Origin of the sequence: Aeromonas sp. 603079 (assembly GCF_049172135.1) — a bacterium.
GTDB classification, from domain to species: domain Bacteria; phylum Pseudomonadota; class Gammaproteobacteria; order Enterobacterales; family Aeromonadaceae; genus Aeromonas; species Aeromonas veronii.
The window spans coordinates 1-18,789 of sequence record NZ_JAAKPX010000001.1; the positions used below are offsets into that span (position 1 = coordinate 1).

Annotated in this window: 17 protein-coding genes; 12 read left to right on the plus strand and 5 right to left on the minus strand. The window is 60.6% G+C overall.

The annotated features are described in order from the left end of the window. Nucleotides 1–212 precede the first annotated feature (212 nt). The 3 genes from G5287_RS00005 to G5287_RS00015 all read left to right on the plus strand — a co-directional run bounded on the left by G5287_RS00005 (nt 213) and on the right by G5287_RS00015 (nt 2,396). Nucleotides 213–503 (plus strand): hypothetical protein, encoded by a 291-nt coding sequence (locus tag G5287_RS00005; protein WP_227342151.1) that lies wholly within the window; start codon nt 213–215, stop codon nt 501–503. Between the two features lie 278 nt (nt 504–781). Then, the gene (yegQ, locus tag G5287_RS00010) at nt 782–2,146 is read left to right on the plus strand and encodes a tRNA 5-hydroxyuridine modification protein YegQ (RefSeq protein ID WP_216953099.1); all 1,365 of its coding nucleotides are present in this window, start codon (nt 782–784) and stop codon (nt 2,144–2,146) included. Between the two features lies 1 nt (nt 2,147). Further along, entirely contained in the window at nt 2,148–2,396 is a 249-nt protein-coding gene (locus G5287_RS00015; RefSeq protein ID WP_005334896.1) for a YfhL family 4Fe-4S dicluster ferredoxin, read from the plus strand. Nucleotides 2,397–2,564: 168 nt separating this feature from the next. Here the strand turns inward: G5287_RS00015 and G5287_RS00020 are convergent, their stop codons facing one another. Beyond that, nucleotides 2,565–2,960 (minus strand): DUF1090 domain-containing protein, encoded by a 396-nt coding sequence (locus tag G5287_RS00020; protein ID WP_421172060.1) that lies wholly within the window; start codon nt 2,958–2,960, stop codon nt 2,565–2,567. 158 nt (nt 2,961–3,118) lie between these two features. On the opposite strand from G5287_RS00020, the gene G5287_RS00025 reads away from it, so the two are divergent. Then, nucleotides 3,119–3,472 (plus strand): DsrE/DsrF/TusD sulfur relay family protein, encoded by a 354-nt coding sequence (locus G5287_RS00025; RefSeq protein WP_005334901.1) that lies wholly within the window; start codon nt 3,119–3,121, stop codon nt 3,470–3,472. 36 nt (nt 3,473–3,508) lie between these two features. Here G5287_RS00025 and G5287_RS00030 read toward each other — a convergent pair whose 3' ends face one another. Both G5287_RS00030 and sohB read right to left on the minus strand, forming a co-directional pair. Then, nucleotides 3,509–4,732 (minus strand): MFS transporter, encoded by a 1,224-nt coding sequence (locus G5287_RS00030; protein WP_421172061.1) that lies wholly within the window; start codon nt 4,730–4,732, stop codon nt 3,509–3,511. Between the two features lie 180 nt (nt 4,733–4,912). Further along, on the minus strand, nt 4,913–5,920 hold the full coding sequence (gene sohB, locus G5287_RS00035; protein WP_421172062.1) for a protease SohB: 1,008 nt from the start codon (nt 5,918–5,920) through the stop codon (nt 4,913–4,915). A gap of 222 nt (nt 5,921–6,142) precedes the next feature. Here sohB and G5287_RS00040 point away from each other — a divergent pair, with 222 nt between their 5' ends. Together G5287_RS00040 and G5287_RS00045 are read left to right on the plus strand one after the other, a co-directional pair. After that, entirely contained in the window at nt 6,143–6,898 is a 756-nt protein-coding gene (locus G5287_RS00040; protein WP_040069067.1) for a YciK family oxidoreductase, read from the plus strand. 132 nt (nt 6,899–7,030) lie between these two features. Continuing rightward, nucleotides 7,031–7,945 carry a LysR family transcriptional regulator gene (locus G5287_RS00045; RefSeq protein ID WP_374879154.1) on the plus strand — a complete coding sequence of 305 codons (915 nt, stop codon included), beginning with the start codon at nt 7,031–7,033 and terminating at the stop codon, nt 7,943–7,945. 14 nt (nt 7,946–7,959) lie between these two features. Here the strand turns inward: G5287_RS00045 and G5287_RS00050 are convergent, their stop codons facing one another. Beyond that, nucleotides 7,960–9,132, minus strand: a complete 1,173-nt coding sequence (locus G5287_RS00050; RefSeq protein ID WP_103250803.1) for an MFS transporter — start codon at nt 9,130–9,132, stop codon at nt 7,960–7,962. 182 nt (nt 9,133–9,314) lie between these two features. Here G5287_RS00050 and G5287_RS00055 point away from each other — a divergent pair, with 182 nt between their 5' ends. Both G5287_RS00055 and G5287_RS00060 read left to right on the plus strand, forming a co-directional pair. Then, nucleotides 9,315–10,457 (plus strand): MalY/PatB family protein, encoded by a 1,143-nt coding sequence (locus tag G5287_RS00055; RefSeq protein WP_088868703.1) that lies wholly within the window; start codon nt 9,315–9,317, stop codon nt 10,455–10,457. An 81-nt stretch (nt 10,458–10,538) separates the two neighbouring features. Further along, on the plus strand, nt 10,539–11,951 hold the full coding sequence (locus G5287_RS00060; protein ID WP_421230594.1) for a TAXI family TRAP transporter solute-binding subunit: 1,413 nt from the start codon (nt 10,539–10,541) through the stop codon (nt 11,949–11,951). 104 nt (nt 11,952–12,055) lie between these two features. Here the strand turns inward: G5287_RS00060 and G5287_RS00065 are convergent, their stop codons facing one another. Then, nucleotides 12,056–12,970 (minus strand): LysR family transcriptional regulator, encoded by a 915-nt coding sequence (locus G5287_RS00065; RefSeq protein WP_042658174.1) that lies wholly within the window; start codon nt 12,968–12,970, stop codon nt 12,056–12,058. Nucleotides 12,971–13,140: 170 nt separating this feature from the next. Here G5287_RS00065 and G5287_RS00070 point away from each other — a divergent pair, with 170 nt between their 5' ends. The 4 genes from G5287_RS00070 to ygjK all read left to right on the plus strand — a co-directional run bounded on the left by G5287_RS00070 (nt 13,141) and on the right by ygjK (nt 18,618). Continuing rightward, on the plus strand, nt 13,141–14,397 hold the full coding sequence (locus G5287_RS00070; RefSeq protein ID WP_005334922.1) for an adenylosuccinate synthetase: 1,257 nt from the start codon (nt 13,141–13,143) through the stop codon (nt 14,395–14,397). A 196-nt stretch (nt 14,398–14,593) separates the two neighbouring features. Further along, nucleotides 14,594–15,130: a YbhB/YbcL family Raf kinase inhibitor-like protein gene (locus G5287_RS00075; protein WP_005353872.1), complete on the plus strand. Its 537-nt coding sequence runs from the start codon at nt 14,594–14,596 to the stop codon at nt 15,128–15,130. An 11-nt stretch (nt 15,131–15,141) separates the two neighbouring features. Beyond that, on the plus strand, nt 15,142–15,942 hold the full coding sequence (locus tag G5287_RS00080; RefSeq protein ID WP_042082583.1) for a helix-turn-helix transcriptional regulator: 801 nt from the start codon (nt 15,142–15,144) through the stop codon (nt 15,940–15,942). A gap of 195 nt (nt 15,943–16,137) precedes the next feature. Continuing rightward, nucleotides 16,138–18,618: an alpha-glucosidase gene (gene ygjK / locus G5287_RS00085; RefSeq protein ID WP_421230595.1), complete on the plus strand. Its 2,481-nt coding sequence runs from the start codon at nt 16,138–16,140 to the stop codon at nt 18,616–18,618. Nucleotides 18,619–18,789: the final 171 nt, after the last annotated feature.

Consider the following 18,789-nt stretch of genomic DNA (forward strand, 5'->3'; position numbering starts at 1 on the left):
CCGAGCGGCCAAAGGGATCAGACTGTAAATCTGACGGCTCTGCCTTCGAAGGTTCGAATCCTTCTCCCTCCACCATCATTAAGAAAGCCCGGCCTTGCGCCGGGTTTTCGCTTTCTTGCCCACTAACACTTTCCGCCCTTGTCAGATTTGACAGTTGCAATTGCATCCCACCTTGCTCATCGTGGCATCATCAACATCAGAGTGTTCACATCATGTTTGAAGTCTGGGATGAGCATGGCCACGCAACAGGTCTGACACTGCAGGCACTCAAAATCAGAATCAGCAACGACTATCAGGGCGATCTGATGGTGCGCTACAGCAACAAGCTGGGACTCCCCACGACCCTCTTTCTGACCATTCATCAGGGCGTTGCCTATCAACGCTTCAAAGCGGGCTCGCCAAAACTGGATTGGGAATGGCTGGCCAGCGCAGGCAATGGCCACAGCCCCCGCAATTTTATGAGCGAACAGTTTCCCGATTTTCAACTCGCACTGGATAATTGAACATCGGCAAATATCGCTAACCCACCATCACAGATTACCCAAAAACTGATTTTCCATTCGCATGATATTCCTGCCAAATTGCATGATGACGTGGGGGCGAGTACAATCTCGCACCCCGAATATCCGGCGCATCTTCTTTCGATAACCCCAGATATGCCGTCATCGGGTCGCGCTGCATTGAGCCCTCCTCTCGGAAGGCATCTTGCACCGCAGCTCAACCACTACGATGCCATCAGGTGGCATCGTCCTGATTTGCAATCAGATATAAAGAGTCCGCCATGTTTAAACCAGAATTGCTCTCACCCGCAGGTTCCCTCAAGAACATGCGTTACGCCTATGCCTATGGTGCCGATGCCGTCTATGCCGGTCAGCCCCGCTACAGCCTGCGGGTACGCAACAACGAATTCGATCACGAGAACCTGCAACTGGGCATCAACGAAGCCCATGCGCTGGGCAAGCAGTTCTATGTGGTGGCCAACATCCAGCCCCACAACTCCAAGCTCAAGACCTTTATCCGCGACATGCGCCCTGTGGTGGAGATGAAGCCGGATGCGCTGATCATGTCAGACCCCGGTCTCATCATGATGATGCGCGAAGCTTTCCCTGATATGCCCATTCACCTCTCGGTGCAGGCCAACGCGGTCAACTGGGCCACGGTGAAGTTCTGGCATCAGATGGGCTTGACTCGGGTCATCCTCTCCCGCGAACTGTCGCTGGACGAAATCGAGGAGATCCGCATGCAGGTGCCGGAGATGGAGTTGGAAGTCTTCGTTCACGGCGCTCTGTGCATGGCCTACTCCGGCCGCTGTCTGCTATCCGGCTATATCAACAAGCGCGACCCCAACCAGGGCACCTGCACCAACTCCTGCCGCTGGGAGTACAAGGTTCACGAAGGTAAAGAAGATGACGTGGGCCAGATCGTCCACCGTCAGGAGCCCATCGCCGTGCAGAAAGTTGACCCGACGCTGGGCCTCGGCAAGCCGAGCGATGCACTGGTGCTGCTGGAGGAGTCCAACCGCCCGGGCGAGTACATGAGCGCGTTCGAGGACGAGCACGGCACCTACATCATGAACTCCAAGGATCTGCGCGCCGTCGAACATGTCGAGCGCCTGACCAAGATGGGCGTCCATTCGCTGAAAATCGAAGGGCGCACCAAGTCTTTCTATTACTGCGCCCGTACCGCCCAGGTCTATCGCAAGGCCATCGACGATGCGGTTGCAGGCCGTCCGTTCGACCGCAGCCTGATGGGCACCCTCGAAAATCTGGCCCACCGCGGCTATACCGAGGGCTTCCTGCGCCGTCACAACCACAGCGAATACCAGAACTACGACTACGGCTACTCCGTCTCCGACACCCAGCAGTTCGTCGGCGAGATCACCGGTCGCAACGGTGACATGGTCGAGGTCGAGGTAAAGAACAAGTTCCTGGTGGGCAACAGCCTGGAGCTGATGACCCCGCAGGGCAACCTCAGCTTCAATCTGGAGCAGATGCAGAACCGCAAGGGCGAGCTGATCGACACCGCACCGGGCAACGGCCACGTAGTCTATGTGCCGGTGCCGAAGGAAGTGGACGTGAACTACGGCATCCTGCTGCGCAACCTCGGTGAGCGTCAGGATACCCGTCAGCCCCACTCGGCCGCCTGAGATGGCACTGCTCATCACCGACAAGTGCATCAACTGTGACATGTGTGATCCCGAGTGTCCGAACCAGGCCATCAGCCTGGGTGAGGAGATTTACGAGATCGACCCCAGTCGCTGCACCGAGTGCGTCGGTCACTATGAGAAGCCGACCTGTATCAGTGTCTGCCCTATCGACTGCATCATCTGGGATCCCGCTCATGTGGAAACCGAAGATCAGCTGATGGAAAAGTTTGTGCGGATGCATCGGCAGTAACCTCGGTATCAGCATCAACAACTCACAGGCTGCATCCTCCGGGAGCCCGTCCATATGATGAAACCGCAGCGCTGCTGATGAAGAAGTTTGTACAGATGCACCGACAGTAAATGCAACAAGGCCGGGAAATCCCGGCCTTTTTTGATCCCGCCCTCATCTCCATGATGGCTATTTTTTGTTTACCAACCGGTGCAATTCATCCAGTTCCCGCTGCGCCGTCAGCAAGTCGGTCTGTGCCTGCTCCAATTTGCTCTGCTTGTCGGCAATCTTGTCCGGCTTGCCACTGACTCTCGCCTCCTGCAGCTCGAGCAGACGCTCGTCCACCTTGCCACGCAGCTTGTTAACCCGCTCTTTCTGCTCCTTGAGCAGACCTTCATCGGTACAATTGGCCTTGATATTGCGTGCGGCCTGTTCCAGCCCGGCAATCTGCCCGGCGTTGTTGTGTGCTTTGGCAAACACCAGCTGGTCGTTGACGGCCTGCAGACGAGCCTTGCAACCGACCGCCTCACTGCCAAAGACCTGACCCGCCAACAGCAGCAAGCCGGCTCCCCATACTTTCCACATCTCGATTCATCCGGTCTTGTTTGCGAGCTGACCATAAAAACCTCGATCGGTAGCAGGGTCAAGTAAGCGGGAAAAAGGTGCGACAGAAGTTGTGCAACATCACGCAATTGCCACCCTGTTGGTTCTACAATGGCGCTCTTTTCAATCGGGAGTCTGTTATGAATCAACAAATTGTGGTCATTGCCAACGGTGCCCCCTATGGCAGCGAATCCCTGTTCAACGCCCTGCGTCTAGCTATCGCCCTCAACGAACAGGGTGGTGCCAGCCTGAAGCTGTTCCTGATGTCAGATGCGGTGAGTGCAGCACTGGCCGGTCAGGCACCGGCCGAGGGGTACAACCTGCGCCAGATGCTGGAGATCCTGCTGGCCCAGGGCGTCACCATTCGCCTGTGCAAGACCTGCACCGATGCCCGTGGCATCACCGCCCTGCCGCTGATCGAGGGCATTGAGGTCGGCACCCTGCCGATGCTGGCCCAATGGACCCTGGCTGCCGACAAGGTGCTGACCTTCTGAACCATAAGGGGCTGGCCAGCGGCAAAGTCAGCCCGGTTAGCCTACCACCGACTCCTGCCGGGCACTTCGCCGACCATGATGTCGGGCGCCAGCTTCATAAAGCGCAAAGATCGCCACACAAAGCAGCGCCATCAGCGCATAGAGCAACTGCCCGCTCCACTGCTCGAGGATCCAGCCTCCCAGCAGGGCGCCGGCAGCCCCTCCCAACCCGGCCAGTGCGCTGGCACCAAAGTAGCTTCCCTTGAGGTGGGTGGGGGCCATCTGGTCGATCAGCACGTTGAGCAGGGGGAAGAGGATGGTCTCGCCGATGCTGAGCAGCAGCACGGCGCCAAACCAGTGGCTGCGCACCATCGGGTCCCCCAGCGCGAAGAGCAATTGGGCAGCCAAAAAGAGCGCCATGCCGATATGAAGCCGTACCCGCACCGGCCAGCGTGACAACAACCGCAGCAGCGGAAACTGCAGCAGCACCACGGTCAGTGCATTGGTCGCCACCAGCAGGGCAACCAGCTCGGCCACCTGCGGCATCCCGGCCCGAGTCAGGTATTGCACCAGCGGCGAGTGAAACTGGGAGTAGACCAGCACCATCAGGAGATTGGCCATCACCAGCAACAGGAAGGCGCGATCCGCCAGCAACACCTTGATAGCATCCCGCAGTCCGGGGCCAGCCGCCCCCGGCTTGCCTGTGCTGCCAGCACGGCGAAATCCCCAGCCAAAGGCCAGCGCCAACAGCAGATAGCTCACCACCAGAAACAGGAAGGTCTCCTGCTGGGCGTTGATCCCGAGGGTCACTCCGAGCAGCGGCCCCAGCGCCGCCCCCAGGTTGAGCAGAAAATAGCGCAGGTGCAGTGCCAGCTCCCGCGCCTTGGCCGAGGCCAGACTGTCGGCCATCAGCGCCTTGCCGGGGGCATCGATGAGCCCCGACGAGAGACCGCTGCCCATCACCCCTATCCCGAGCCAGAACACCGCATGGGAGAAACCGAGCAGACCGAAACAGATCATCGCCACCAGACAACCGGCCAGCAGTATGCTGCGCCGCCCGAAGCAATCAGAGAGCCAGCCGCCGTAAAAACTGACCAGGGTAGAGAGGGCCATCGAGCCACCCAGCAACAGGCCGATCAAGGTGGCCGAAAGGTCATACTCCCGATAGAGCAGAATGGAGAGGAAGGGCCACACCATGTAGTAGCTGGTACGCACCATAAAGGTACCCAGAATGACGATCCAGACCAGCGGGGTAAATTGCCTGAAGGTGCTCCATGACATCTCTATGCTCCATGCCCCGCAGCTCTTACCACAAGATCCTGTCATAAACGGGGAAAGCATTCAGTTGTAACAGAGGGCCTCAATAGAAACAACCTTTGCTCACCAGCAAGGTGCAACCGGATGCCAAAAGGCCAGCCGATGGGCATCGGCTGGCCTTTTTATCACGGGATTTCCCTCGGGCTAGCGCCAGGGGCTCTGCTGCCACAGCCGCCCAAGTCCTGCCTCGAGCGCCTGCGCGCCCTGCTGCCCCAGCTTCTGGGTCAGGCTTTTTGGCTTGCGATAGCTGATGCCGATCACCTTGTGGTGGCTGGCCTGTGCCAGCAGATAGTCATCACTGGTGCAGAGGGTATCCACCAACCCCAGCCCCTTGGCCTGACTTGCCAGCCAGTGCTCTCCGGTCGTGACCTGATCGATATCGAGTTGCGGGCGATGTTCGGCCACAAAGGCCTTGAAACGCTCGTGGATCGCCGACAGCTCCTCACGAAACTTCTCGCGCCCCAGATCGTCGTTCTCGCCGAACATGGTGATGGTGCGCTTGTACTGACCGGCAGTGTGCATCTCGAATTCGATATCGTGCTTTTTCAACAACTTGTTGAAGTTCGGCAGCTGGGCGATCACCCCGATGGAGCCGACGATGGCAAAGGGGGCAGCCAAGATCTTGTCTGCCACACAGGCCATCATGTAGCCACCGCTCGCCGCCACCTTGTCGATAGCCACGGTTAGCTTGATGTCACGATCGCGCAGTCGCTGCAACTGGGAAGCGGCCAAGCCGTAGCCATGCACCACGCCGCCACCGGATTCGAGTCGCAGCAGCACCTCGTCGCCGGGCTGGGCGACGCCAATCACCGCGCTCACCTCCTCGCGCAGGGAGGCCACCTCTTTGGCATCCATGCTACCGTTGAAATCGAGCACAAACAGGCGACTGCGCTCATCACCCGCCTTGGCGCGCTTTTTCTGCTCCTCTTTCTGCTGCTTTTCCAGCACCTTGCGCTCGGCCTTGCTTACGAGCGCGCTCTTGAGGGCAAATTGCCCCTGCTCCAGCTCGCTCGAGAGATCGGTCACCACCAGCTCCCCCTTGCGCGCTTTCGGCTGGCGAGTGCTCACAATCATCAGGATGATGGCGCCGATGGCCAGCAGGAAGGTCACTGTCTTGGCCAAAAACAGGCCATATTCGGTCAGAAATGTCACGATGGACTCCAGAATGGATCGGTTTTCGTCACATTCTAGGGAGTTTGATGGAGGCGCGCAAAAAATCGCAGCCAGTGCCAGGAAAAACCAACCCGAGCATCACAACCTCTCTATTTTCTTCACATTTTTCTTGCCGCTGGCTGGTCAAACAGGCGCGCGGATCAGTACACTTGGCGCCGATTGCCATGCACTTATGGCCGGAATTTGTTAACAGGAGTTGTCATGCTCGATTATCAGGCGCCCCGCGATCTGCTCAAGGATAAAGTCATTCTGGTCACCGGTGCCGGCGACGGGATCGGCCGCGAAGCCGCCCTCACCTACGCCGCTCACGGTGCCACCGTGATCCTGCTCGGCCGCACCAGCGCCAAACTCGAAGCCGTGTATGACCAGATTGAAGCGGCCGGTTATCCGCTGCCCGCCATCGTGCCGGTGGATCTGAAAGGGGCCACCGCCGCCCACTACCGCGGCATGGCCGAAACCTTCGCCCAGCAGTTTGGCCGCCTCGACGGCGTGCTGTTCAACGCCGGTCTGCTTGGCACCCTCTCTCCGTTTGAACACATTCAGGAGAAGGAGTGGGACGAGGTGATGCAGGTCAACGTCAAATCGGAATTCCTGCTGACCCAGGCGCTGCTGCCGCTGCTGCGCCAGACTGCCAAGACGCAGGGCGATGCCTCCATCGTCTACACCTCCTCCAGCGTGGGGCGCAAAGGGCGCGCCTACTGGGGCACCTATGCCATCTCCAAATTCGCCATCGAGGGGATGATGGAAGTGCTGGCTGACGAGCTTGAGAACACCGGTGTGCGGGTCAATACCCTAAACCCGGGCGGTACCCGTACCAAGATGCGCGCCAGCGCCTTCCCGGCGGAAGATCCCATGAACCTCAAGACTCCGGCCGACCTGATGCCGCTCTACCTCTACCTGATGGGGTCGGACAGCCGCGGCAAAACCGGTCAGACCTTTGTGGCTCAGCCAAAATAAACAAGTTGCGTGGCCCAGCCCAAATAAATCAATAAAATACCCAGAGTGTTGTGCGGCAGGGGTTAAATTGAATAGGGGGCACAGGCTCCCTGTTCGAACCACTGACCATCCTATCTCCAATCAGGTTGAACTATGTTTCGTCCCAAGAGCACGTTTGAGCAATGGCGGATCTTTCAGGCGGTGGTCGACTGCGGCGGCTACGCCCAGGCGGCCGAGGCGCTGAACAAGAGCCAGTCCTCCCTCAATCATGCGGTTGCGAAGTTGCAGCAGAGTCTGGGGGTGCCCTTGCTGGAGGTGCGCGGCCGCAAGGCGGTGCTGACGCCGGCGGGCGAGATCTTCCTCAAGCGGGCCCGTCAGTTGAGCCAACAGGTGGAAGAGCTGGAAAATCTGGCCAACAACCTGGAGCGACAATGGGAGCCGCAGATCAACCTCTATGTCTCGGCGCTGCAGCCAAGGGATCGCCTCTATCGGGCCCTGGCCAGCTTCTATCCCCGCAGCCGGGGTTGCCGGGTCAACCTGCACGAACGCATTCACTGCCACTTCAACGCCCTGCAACCGGGGGATCTGATGCTCTCCGAGCACCTGCCCGGCGATCGCACCGGTCTGCTGCTGGACGAGGTGTGCCTGCTGCCCCTCTGCGCCGCCAGCCATCCGCTGGCACAGGAGGAGGGGCCCATCCGCAGCGACGTGCTGACCAGCCACAACCAGATCAGCCTCCATCCCCCTATTCACCGCTCGGTGGACTGGAACGATGCGGATGACACCGGCTGGAAGGCGACCCACTACCACGAAGTGCTCGCCATGCTGCGCCTCGGCCTCGGCTATGCCTGGCTGCCGCGCCATCTGGTTGAGCGGGAGCTGGCGGAAGGTTCACTCATACAGCTGGATCTGGAGAGCGGCAACGAGCGCCACCTCTACACCTATCTGCTGACCCTCTCCCCCGAATCTCTCGGTCCTGCGACCGAGCTGCTGCTGCGCTGCCTGCGCAACGAATATCAGGGAGAATCAGCGCTGCTTCCGCACGCCCAGCCCCGGCACGACAAATAACAGCCAGCCCCCCGTCAGACGTTGGGCACCCGCCAGCTGGCGGCCAGTGCCACCAGTGCCAATCCCAGCGCCACCATAAAGACCCCGTGGAAACTCCACACCTCCGCCACCACACCGGCGATAGCCCCCGCCATGATGGAGCCGGTGCGGATGCTGTTGGCAAACAGGGTGGTCGCCACCCCGGCCCGCCCCGGCATCAGATCCTGAAAGTAAGACATGCCGATCCCCGCCACGATACCGATGAAGATGGCGTTGAACAGCTGCAAGGCGATCAGGGCGTATTGGTCGGTGAGGGTCACCAGACCTGTGTAAAAGGCCGCGCCAGCCAGCACCGCCAGCAACATCATGGGGCGCTTGCCAAAGCGCGCCGTGTAGTAACCCGCCAGCAGCATGAAGGGGATCTCCAGCGCCGCTGCCGTGCCCATCAGGATACCGGCAAGCTTCTCATCCATCCCGAGCTCGCGAGTGATGTAGAGCGGCATATTGATGAGGTACATGCTGTTGCAGGTCCACATCAGGGTTGAGGCGATAAAGAGCGCCCGCACCGCCGGATCCCGCCAGCTGCTGACCCGCTCTGTCTCTTCGGCCAGCTTGGGCAAAGGGAGAGAGGGGAGCCAGCGCCACACTACCAGCGCACAGAGCAGGTAGGCCAGTGCCGAGGCCAGGTACATCAGCTCGAAACCGTAGCCGATGGCCAGCGCGAAGGCGATGGGCGGGCCTATGACCCAGGCCAGCGAAAACTGGGCCCGCATCACCGAGCTGAACATGTCAGCCCGCCGGTTGCGGCTGTCAGAATACTCCCGCGCCAGCGCAAACAGCTGGGGACTGGCAGTGGCCGCCAGCGCCGCCAGCATGACCCCCAGACTCGCCAGCAGCCAGTAGTTGCGGTTCCAGGCAAACAGCAGGGAGAGCGCCACTCCGGCAAAACAGCAGCGCAGGATCAGTCGCTTGCGATCCCCCTTGTTGTCGGAGCGATGGCCCAGCCACTGGCTGACCAGAATGCCCACCACAGCATTGATGGTATAGAAGAGCCCGACCAGAAAGGGGCGCACCTGCACCTCTTCGGCCAGAAACAGACTTAAGGTAGGCACCTGCAGTGCCACCGCGACGCCGGTCATAAAGGTCACGGCAAGAAATGAAAGAGAGACGGGGTCAGGGCGTTTGACCGCCGCTATCGACAAGCTCATAGGGTTACCACTGATTGGAGGGACGATACGGGCTAACGGGCGGCAGCCGTATGAAAATTCGGCGCCTATCTTATGTCACTATCAAGAGCGGGCTCAAGGATGGCATAAACAGGTGTGCGCCTTGCGAGGGAAGCCGCGACCCCGTAGAGTGAAAGCCCATCCTGCCAGCACAAGGAGTTCGCATGTTTGATTTTGATCAGGAAGTAGACCGCAGTGGCACCATGAGCCTGAAATGGGACAAGTACAAGGGTCAGGATGTGCTGCCCATGTGGGTTGCCGATACCGACTTTGTCTCTCCCCCGTCCGTGATTGAGGCGTTGACCAAACGGGTCGCCCACGGCATTTTCGGCTATTCACGCCCCTCGCCGCGCCTGATCGAACTCATTATCGAACGGATGGCGACCCGCTATGGCTGGACCATCGAGCCCGAATGGCTGGTATTCCTGCCCGGTGTGGTGCCGGGGCTCAACCTTGCCTGCAAGGCGTGGAGCCAGCATGGCCGCGGTATCATCACCCCCAAGCCGGTCTACTACCCCTTCCTGCAGGCGCCGGGCTTCAATGATCGCCCCCTACTCACCGTGCCGATGATTGAAGAGGCCGGTCGTTGGGTGCTGGATCTTGAAGAGCTGGAGCGTCAGGCTCCCGCCGCAGACCTGCTGCTGCTCTGCAACCCCCACAACCCGGGCGGCACCATCTTCACCCGTGACGAGCTGCTGGCCATCGATGCCATCGCTGCGCGCCACAATCTGGTAATCTGCTCCGATGAAATCCACTGCGATCTGCTGCTGGATAAAAACGCCCGCCACATTCCCTACGGCGCCATCAGTGCACAAGCGGCCGAGCGCTGCGCGGTGATGATGGCCCCGAGCAAGACTTTCAATATCGCCGGTCTCTGCTGCTCCTTCGCCATTATCCCCAACGCCCGTCTGCGCTTCAGGCTGCAGCAGGCGATGCGCGGCATCAGCGCCGACGTCAACCTGCTGGGCTTTGTCGCCGCCGAAGCGGCCTATGAGGGTGGCGAACAGTGGCTGACCGAGCAGCTCGACTATCTGGCGGCCAATCTGGCCCTGATCCAGCAGGCGGTTGCCCGCTGGCCCGGCGTCAAGCTGGCCAACCATCAGGCGACGTATCTGGCCTGGATCGATGTGAGCGCCCTTGGCCTTGCCGATCCCATCGCCTTCTTCGAGCAGGCCGGCGTTGGTCTCTCCCCCGGCGCCCAGTTTGGCGACGGTCAGTTCGTGCGGCTCAACTTCGGCTGCACCAGGGCACGGCTGACCGACGCGCTGGCGCGGATGGAGCGGGCAATCCTCAATAACAAGCCCTGATCAGCCAGCAACGGGATGGGCAAGCCCCATCCCTTTTTCCCTGTGTCACCAGCCAGCGGTCAACTCAGTCAACGGTCAATTATGTCTCTACGGATCTTGCATCACCTTCTGCTCCCCCTCTGTGCACTCTCTGCGCTGCTCTCCTTTGGCAGCCAGGCGCTGACTATCGGAACGGGCCCGCTCAATGGGGTCTACTACCCGACCGGTGGCGCCATCTGCCGGGTGCTCAATGCCGGCCATGCCCTGCATGGGGACAGCTGCACCGTGCAGAGCACCCGTGGCTCGATGGCCAACCTCAAGGCACTCGACAAGGGGGACGTACAGCTGGCGCTGGTGCAGTCCGATGTGTTGCACCAAGCCCTGCACGGCACCGGCCCCTTCAGCGGGCAGGGGGCCAACAATGAGCTGCGCAGCCTGTTTCGCCTCTATCAGGAATCGTTGACCCTGCTGGCCGCCCCCAATAGCGGCATCACCACCCTGGCAGATATCGAAGGGAAGCGGGTCTATCCCGGCAACAAGGGCGCCGGTGAGCAGATCACCAGCCAGGCCCTGATGGCAGCCATGGGATGGCAACCCGGGCAGTTTGCTGCCTATCAACTCAAGTCGGACAGCGAACCGCTGGAAGGGCTGTGCGATGGCTCGCTGGATGCCGCTTTTGTGGTGGCCGGTCACCCCAGTCTGGCGGTCGGCGACCTGATCAGCCGCTGCAAGGTGCGCCTCATCCCCATCGAAGGGGAGCAGATCGACACGCTGCTCAAGCAACACCCCTATTACCAGCGCAGCCGCATCGCCGCCAACCTCTATCCGGGACAGACCACCGCCATCAACAATATCGGGATGAGTGCCGAACTGGTGGCGCTGGCCAGTCTGCCGGATCCCATCGTCCGTACCGTGCGAGATACCCTGCTGGCCCGGGTCAAACAGTTCAGCCGGCTGCATCCGGCCCTGAGCAAGGTGACCCCCGAGCAGTTGCAGGCGCAAACCGAGCTTCCCCTCCATGCGGGGATGTCGGATCGACCGCCAGCCCCCTTGCCACTGCCCCCCGAGCAGTTAACCGCGGAACAGCTGACGCCGGAGCCGTTAACACCGGCACCATCGGCCTCGGAGGCGGCGCCCACGACAGAGCCGGTGAGTGCCACCAGCGGGGCGACTACGCCCTCTGACGCGACCGCCACCAGCAGTGCCGCAGTGGCAACAGAAGCCACAGAGGTTAATCCCTTGCCCGAAGAGGCACTTGAGGTCACCCCCGAGCTCACTGCTACGCCGACCACAGAGGGGGAAATAGTTGCTCCCTCTGCCGCAGCGTCAACTGCGCCAGCACCATCGGCTGCCGTTCCAGCTCAGTTGCCGCAAAGCGCCTCTGCGGCAACTGCGCCGCAAGAGCAGACAACCCAGCCTGCCAGCAGCGCAGTTGCTGACGAAACCCCACCGCAGGATAAGGCCGACACGTCACCCTCCCCTGCCACCAGCGCAGTCACGCCGCCGCAACCCTGAATGGTCAGCTCCCACAAATGCATCAGGGCAGCCTCAGCTGCCCTGATTATTGATATGCGCTCGACAGTGGCGAAATCAATTGGCCTGCTCACCTTGCCGTACCACTACGGCTCAATCACCCGGGTCAGATAGGGGTTGGGCTTCTGGATCTCCTCCTCCACCCAGTGCAGCAACTGCTTGATGGCCCGCGACAACACCTGATTCTGACGCACCACATAACCCAGACTGGTCCCGGGAAAGTCGCCGAGGCTGGTGACCGGCGCGGTGAGGTTGAGGCGCGGATGCAGGGAGAAGTCCGGCACGATGGCGACACCAAAGCCCGCCTCGGCCCAATCCAGCTGGGCGTCCACGCTGCCCACCTCCATGATGCGGCAAGGGGGTAACGCCAACAGCGGCAGGGATGGGTCGATCAGCGCCCGGGTGCGGGTGTCGTGACCGAGCAAGATCAGGGTCGGCTCATCGAGGGGATCGCTCTCCCCCGCCACCGCCCGCGCCTGCCAGCGGGCAAGGCCGTGGCCCAGCGCGCACCAGGTTACCTGTTGCAGCTCGGTATAGAAGAGCGGCTCGCTGCGCTTTTGCGCCATCACGAAGCCCAGATCCGCCTTGCCCGCCTTGACCAGCTCGGCGGCCTGATCCGAAGTGGTGTTGAACAGGGTAAGGTCGATGCCGGGGAACTCCCGCTTGAAGCGCTGGAACGGCTGGATAAGCAGCAGGCGGGAGATGATGTCGCTGGCGGCGATGGCCAGCGTCCCCTGACTCAGCTGGTTGAGGGCATTGAGATCGGACTGGCAGAGCTGCAACTCGGCAATGGTGCGCTCGGCGCTTTGCAGCAGCCGCTCCCCCGCCTGCGTCAGGCGAAACGGACTGCGCTCGATCAGCCGCACCCGGGTCGCCTGCTCCAGCCGCTTGATATGCAGGCTGACATTGGGCTGGGTCATGTGCAGCTCGGTGGCGGTCTGGCCAAAATGTTGCAATCGGGCCAGGGTGACAAAGGTTTGCAGCCAGTGAATATCCAGCATAAGAGTCCCTCAACCCGCGATGTGCGGGGCTTGCCAGGCAAAATCGGACGGTTTGCCGCTTAATTGGCCATAATTATATGGTTCTCTTATCGGAATTATAAAGATAATTAATTTTTCTAATCCGCATCAGGCTCCTAGGATGAACGCCTAACGTCTTAGGAGAAAGAGTCATGTCGTCTATCGTAGTCGTAGGTGCTAACTGGGGTGATGAAGGCAAAGGCCGCATCGTGGATTATCTGGCAGGTCAAGCTGGCGCCAGCATTCGCTTCCAGGGCGGCAACAACGCTGGCCACACCGTGGTCAACGACCTTGGCACCTTCAAGCTGCACCAGGTTCCGAGTGGCGTATTCAACCCGGATTGCCTGGTTGTCCTCGGCCCGGGCATGGTGATCAGCCCCGAGAAACTGACCGTCGAGCTCGACGAAGTCAAAGCCTCCGGCGTGACTCCGAAGCTGGCCATCTCTGACCGCGCTACCCTCTGCCTGCCGCTGCACGCACTGGAAGATACCCTGGAAGAGCAACGTCTGGGTGACGGCGCCTATGGCTCCACCCGTCAGGGCATCGCTCCTGCCTACGGCGATCGCGTGATGAAAAAAGCGATCCTGGTCGGCTGGCTGAAACAGCCGGACGTACTGGTCGAGCGCATCCAGTTCATGCTGGACTGGAAACTGCCGCAGATGAAGGCTATCTACCCCTCCTTCGAATTCACCCAGACTGCCCAGGAGATGGCTGACTGGCTGCTGGAAGTCTCTGCACCCTGGATCGACGCCGTCTGCAACGTCAGCATGCCGCTCAAAGCGCTGCAGGCCGAAGGCAAGACCCTGCTGTTCGAAGCGCAGTTGGGCGCTGGCCGTGACCTGATCTACGGCGAATACCCTTGGGTGACCTCCTCCCACGTATCTGGCGCCTACGCCGGTATCGGTGGCGGTCTGCCGGGTCTGCGCCCGGAGCGCGTCATCGCTGTGGCCAAGGCATTCAGCTCCTCTGTCGGTACCGGCACCCTGCTGACCGCCATGGAGAACCAGGACGAGTTCCGCAAGATCACCAACGAGTTCGGTGCCACCACCGGCCGTCCCCGTGATGTCGGTTACTTCGACGCCGTCGCCACCAAGAACGGTGTCGAGCTGCAAGCCGCCACCGAAGTGGCACTGACCAAGCTGGACTGCCTGACCGGTCTGCCGGATCTGAAGATCTGCGTGGCTTACGAAGGTGCCCACACCGAGAACCCGATTTGGCCGCAAACCGCAGCCCTGAAGCCAGTTTACGAGCAGATGGAAAGCTGGAGCGAAGACATCACCGGCTGCCGCACCTTCGAAGAGCTGCCCAAAGCGGCCCAGCAGTACGTGCTGCGTATCGAAGAGCTGCTCGGCGTACCGGTTCCGATGGTTTCCGTCGGCCCGGGCCGTGACGAGATGATCCTGCGCTAAGCCGCACCTCTCATCGTCAAACAAAAAACCGGCATCCCTGATGCCGGTTTTTTTATGGCTGCCGTTTACCTTCTTGCCATAAAACCACCAAAAGGCTCAATTAACTCACCAACCGAGCTAACATTGAGCCGTTCTGCAATAACATTCTACCCTGCTCTCGCTAAAGTGAACCCGTTACCACACGAGGAGTCACCCGATGAAATTGCTCAAACAGAGTGCCCTGTTGCCACTGCTCTGCCTGACGGCCATGCCAGCCTTTGCCATGACCCTGAAGAGCACGGATATTCACGAAGGCCAGTTGATGGACAAACAGTTCAGCTTCAACGGCTTTGGCTGCAGCGGCGACAACCACTCGCCCCAGCTGAGCTGGCAGGATCTGCCGGCTGGCACCAAAAGCGTTGCTATCACTGCCTATGACCCCGATGCCCCTACCGGCAGCGGTTGGTGGCACTGGCTGGTGGTGAACCTGCCTGCCACCCAGAGCGAGCTGGCCAGCAATGCCTCCGGCAAGCTCAAGCAGGGATTGGAGATCCGCACCGACTTTGGCAGCCAGGGTTACGGCGGCCCCTGCCCGCCCGCAGGTCACGGCATGCACCGCTATCAGTTCACCGCCTGGGCCCTGCCCCATGATCTCGAGGTAAAGGCTGATACCCCGCCGGCTATGGTAGGCTACATGCTCAACAGCATGGCGCTCGGCAAGGCCACCCTGACCGCCACCTTCGTCACCCCCTAGGAGCCAACCGGATGAGCACTCCCCTGCTGCAACAGAGCCACTATCTCGGGATCCGCCAGCAGCCCCTGCACCGGGTGCTCATCTACGCCCCGACCCTCATCTGGGTCACCCAGGGGAGCAAGCAACTGTGGTGGCGCGAGCGACGTCTGTCGTTTGACAGGGAGCGGTGGCTGCTGATCCCGGCAGGCCACCAGCTCACCTTCGTCAATCAGCCGGAGCAGGGCAAGTTTCGCTCCCACGCCATCACGCTGCTCACCCCGCCGCCACCAGAATGGCTGGCCGAGTCAGCCCCTTCCCACGCCGATCTGGAGGAACCTGCCGTCAAGGTCACCCCCGGGCTCGCCTTCTGCTTTGAGCTCATCAGCACCATGGCCGAACGGGGACTGAGCGAGGCGACCCAGGCCGAACTGCTGCGCGGCTTCTATGCCGAGCTGCGGGCCGCCAACGCCCTCGGGTTGCTCTTTCCCGCCAGCACCATGACCCTCGCAGAGCGGCTGGCCCGCTACCTGGCGGTGGAACCCGGCATCGACCACACCCTGGAGGCGGTGGCCCCCCACTTCTCCATGAGCCGCGCCTCCATGGTGCGCAAGCTGGCCGCCGAAGGTCGCAGCTTTCGCCAGTTGCTGGCTCAGGTGCGCATGAGCCACGCCCTCAACCTGTTGCAACAGGGCCTGACCCCGCTGGAGGTCGCCCTCGCCTGCGGTTATGACTCCCCCAGCCGCTTTGCCGCCCGCTTCAAACAGGAGTTTGGCCTGACGCCCCACCAATACCTGCACACCTGCCCTGCCAGATTGGCGAGCAACGGCAAGTAAAATATTACTTAAAGCCAATCTTGTGTAACCTGATGTAACCCGGTGATCCCGCTCACATTGCCGCCTCTTCAGAGTGTGATCTCGCGCCAACGCTCCCTTTTCCCTTGCCATACAATGGCTACCGAACACCTTTTCACTAAAAATAAGCGTAAAAAATCTTCCTTTTAACCTACATAAACGGAATTGGAGCAAGAAATGTTTCGTAAAACTTTACTCTCGGTAGCCCTCGGCACCGCCCTGTTCGGACTGACTGCCTGCAACGATAACCAGACAGATAGCAGCACAGTCGCCAAACCGGAGCAGGCCATCCAGTACAAGGACGTTATCGACCGTCGGGGAACACCGACCCAATTCCGCGACTTTGACAGCTACTCCAACCTCAAATACAACCCGCTGCTCGATCTGGGGGCATGGCACGGTTTCCTGCTGCCTGCCAGCGACAAGGAGTGGGGGGGCTTTACCGGCCCCATGGTCATCTCCGAGGAGTACAGCCTCTTCTTTGCCAGCGAGCTGGACAAGCTCACCCTGAGCGATGCGAGCGGCCGCCCGTTCCCGCTCACCAGCGCCCGCAAGCAGGAGGTGTACGCCATTCCCGGTGCACTGGTGCAACGCTTCGAGTTCGAGCCCTTCACGCTGGAGCTGGAGCTGCGTTATGGCGATGCCCGCACCGCTCTTATCCGCACCCGACTCATCAATCAGACCGATACACCGCTCACCCTCAACCTCAACTGGCAGGGCGAGTTGCTCAATCAATGGGATGCCAAGGATACGATTGCCAGCAAATATCCAGGCTGGACTCGCACCATCAGCGAGAGCGACAAAGGAATCGAATTCCAGTTCGGCAAACTGCGCAGCACCTGGAACATCATGCAGAGCGGCAGCGCCCGCTATCGCATCGACCGCACCCTGCCAAGTCGCACCACCCTCGACCAGAAGACACTGGGATACCAAAGTGACGCCAGCATTACCCTGGCCGCCAAGGGGAGCGAGGATATCTACACCCTGCAGAGCTATCTCCACTCCGCAGATGACGCCAGCCGCCATCAGCAGAGCCGTCAGGCCCTGCTGGCCAACCCGGCCAGCTATTTTGCCGACTCCATCCGCCGCTGGGAGGACTACCTTGCCAAGGGTCTCTCCAATCAGGGTATCCCCGAGTCGGAGCGTCGCATCGCCGTCAAGGCGATGGAGACCCTCAATGGCAACTGGCGCTCCCCGGCTGGCGCCATCCTCCACGACGGGGTAACCCCCTCCAATACCGCCCGCTGGTTCGACGGCGTCTGGGCCTGGGACAGCTGGAAGCACGCCTATGCCATGGCACACTTCAACCCTGAGGTGGCCAAGAACAACGTGCGCGCCATGTATGACTATCAAGTACAGCCGGATGATCCGGTGCGACCACAGGATGCGGGCATGGTGATCGACGCCGTCTTCTACAACAAGCTGGCGGATCGCGGTGGCGATGGCGGCAACTGGAACGAGCGCGACACCAAGCCGCCCCTCTCCGCCTGGGCCATCTGGGAAATCTACAACGCTACCAAGGACAAGGCCTTTATCGCCGAGATGTATCCCAAGCTGCAGGCCTACCACGACTGGTGGTACCGCGCGCGGGACAACAACCGCAACGGCATCATCGAATATGGCGCCACCAAGCATGTGGAGCACAATGACGAGTACGGCAATATCACCTTCAAGGTGCAGTACTCCAACGGTATTCCCGCCGGGCTGGATCTCTCCAGCTGTACCAGTGAGGGGGATGACTGGTATGCCTGCGCCGGTATGCCGCTCTATCAACAGGTGTTGAACGTGGGCGGGTACAGCGACATGGATATCGGTGCCCAGCACGGCGCCGGTTGGGAGTCAGGCATGGACAACGCAGCCCGCTTCGGCTTTATCGAACCGGGCCAGCTGCAACGCTATGCCGACAAGACCTATGGCGGAGATTTGGCCAAGGCGCGTCAGGACTGGAACGTCGCCTTCTTTGAAAACCATCAGGACAATGGCGATTTGATCGGTTTCTCCATCGATCAGGAGTCGGTGGAGCTCAACGCCTTCCTCGCCAAGGAGAAACGCATTCTGGCCGACATGGCCGACCTGCTTGGCAAGCCGAACGACGCGAGCCGCTACCGCGATGGTGCGATCCAGCTGGCTGGTTACATCAACAGCTGCATGTTCGATGAGGCATCAGGCTTCTATTACGATCGTCAGATTGCTCAGGGGGATGTTGCTGACGGCAACGGCTGCGTCGGAAAATTGCTGACCGCCCGCGGCCGTGGCCCGGAAGGGTGGAGCCCGCTCTGGGCAGAAGTCGCCGACAAGGAGAAAGCGGCACGGGTGCGCGAGGTGATGCTCAACGCCCAGGAGTTCAACACAAAGATCCCGCTGGGCACAGCCGCGCTGACCAACCCGGCCTACGACCCCAATATCTACTGGCGCGGCCGGGTATGGCTCGATCAGTTCTACTTCGGGGTGAAGGGGCTCGAAAACTACGGCTATCGCAGCGATGCCGAGGCACTGGTCAACAAGCTGTTCAACAATGCCGAAGGACTGGCGGGCAGCGGCCCCATCCGCGAAAACTACAATCCGGAGACCGGCGCCATGCAGGGGGCCAGCAACTTCAGCTGGAGCTCGGCCCACCTCTATATGCTCTATCGCAACTTCCTCAAGCCACAGGAATAAGCCTCGAGAGAGGATGCCCCCCTTCGGCTTGATGCATCAGGTGGCCTTGTAGAGTGTTGCCATACTGATTGAGCAAACTGAGCACTCGGGAAATATTGCTCAGGCGCTTGCTGCACCCCCGCAAAAAATGGTGATAGCGGGGGAATAAAAAACAACCCGGCACAAATACCG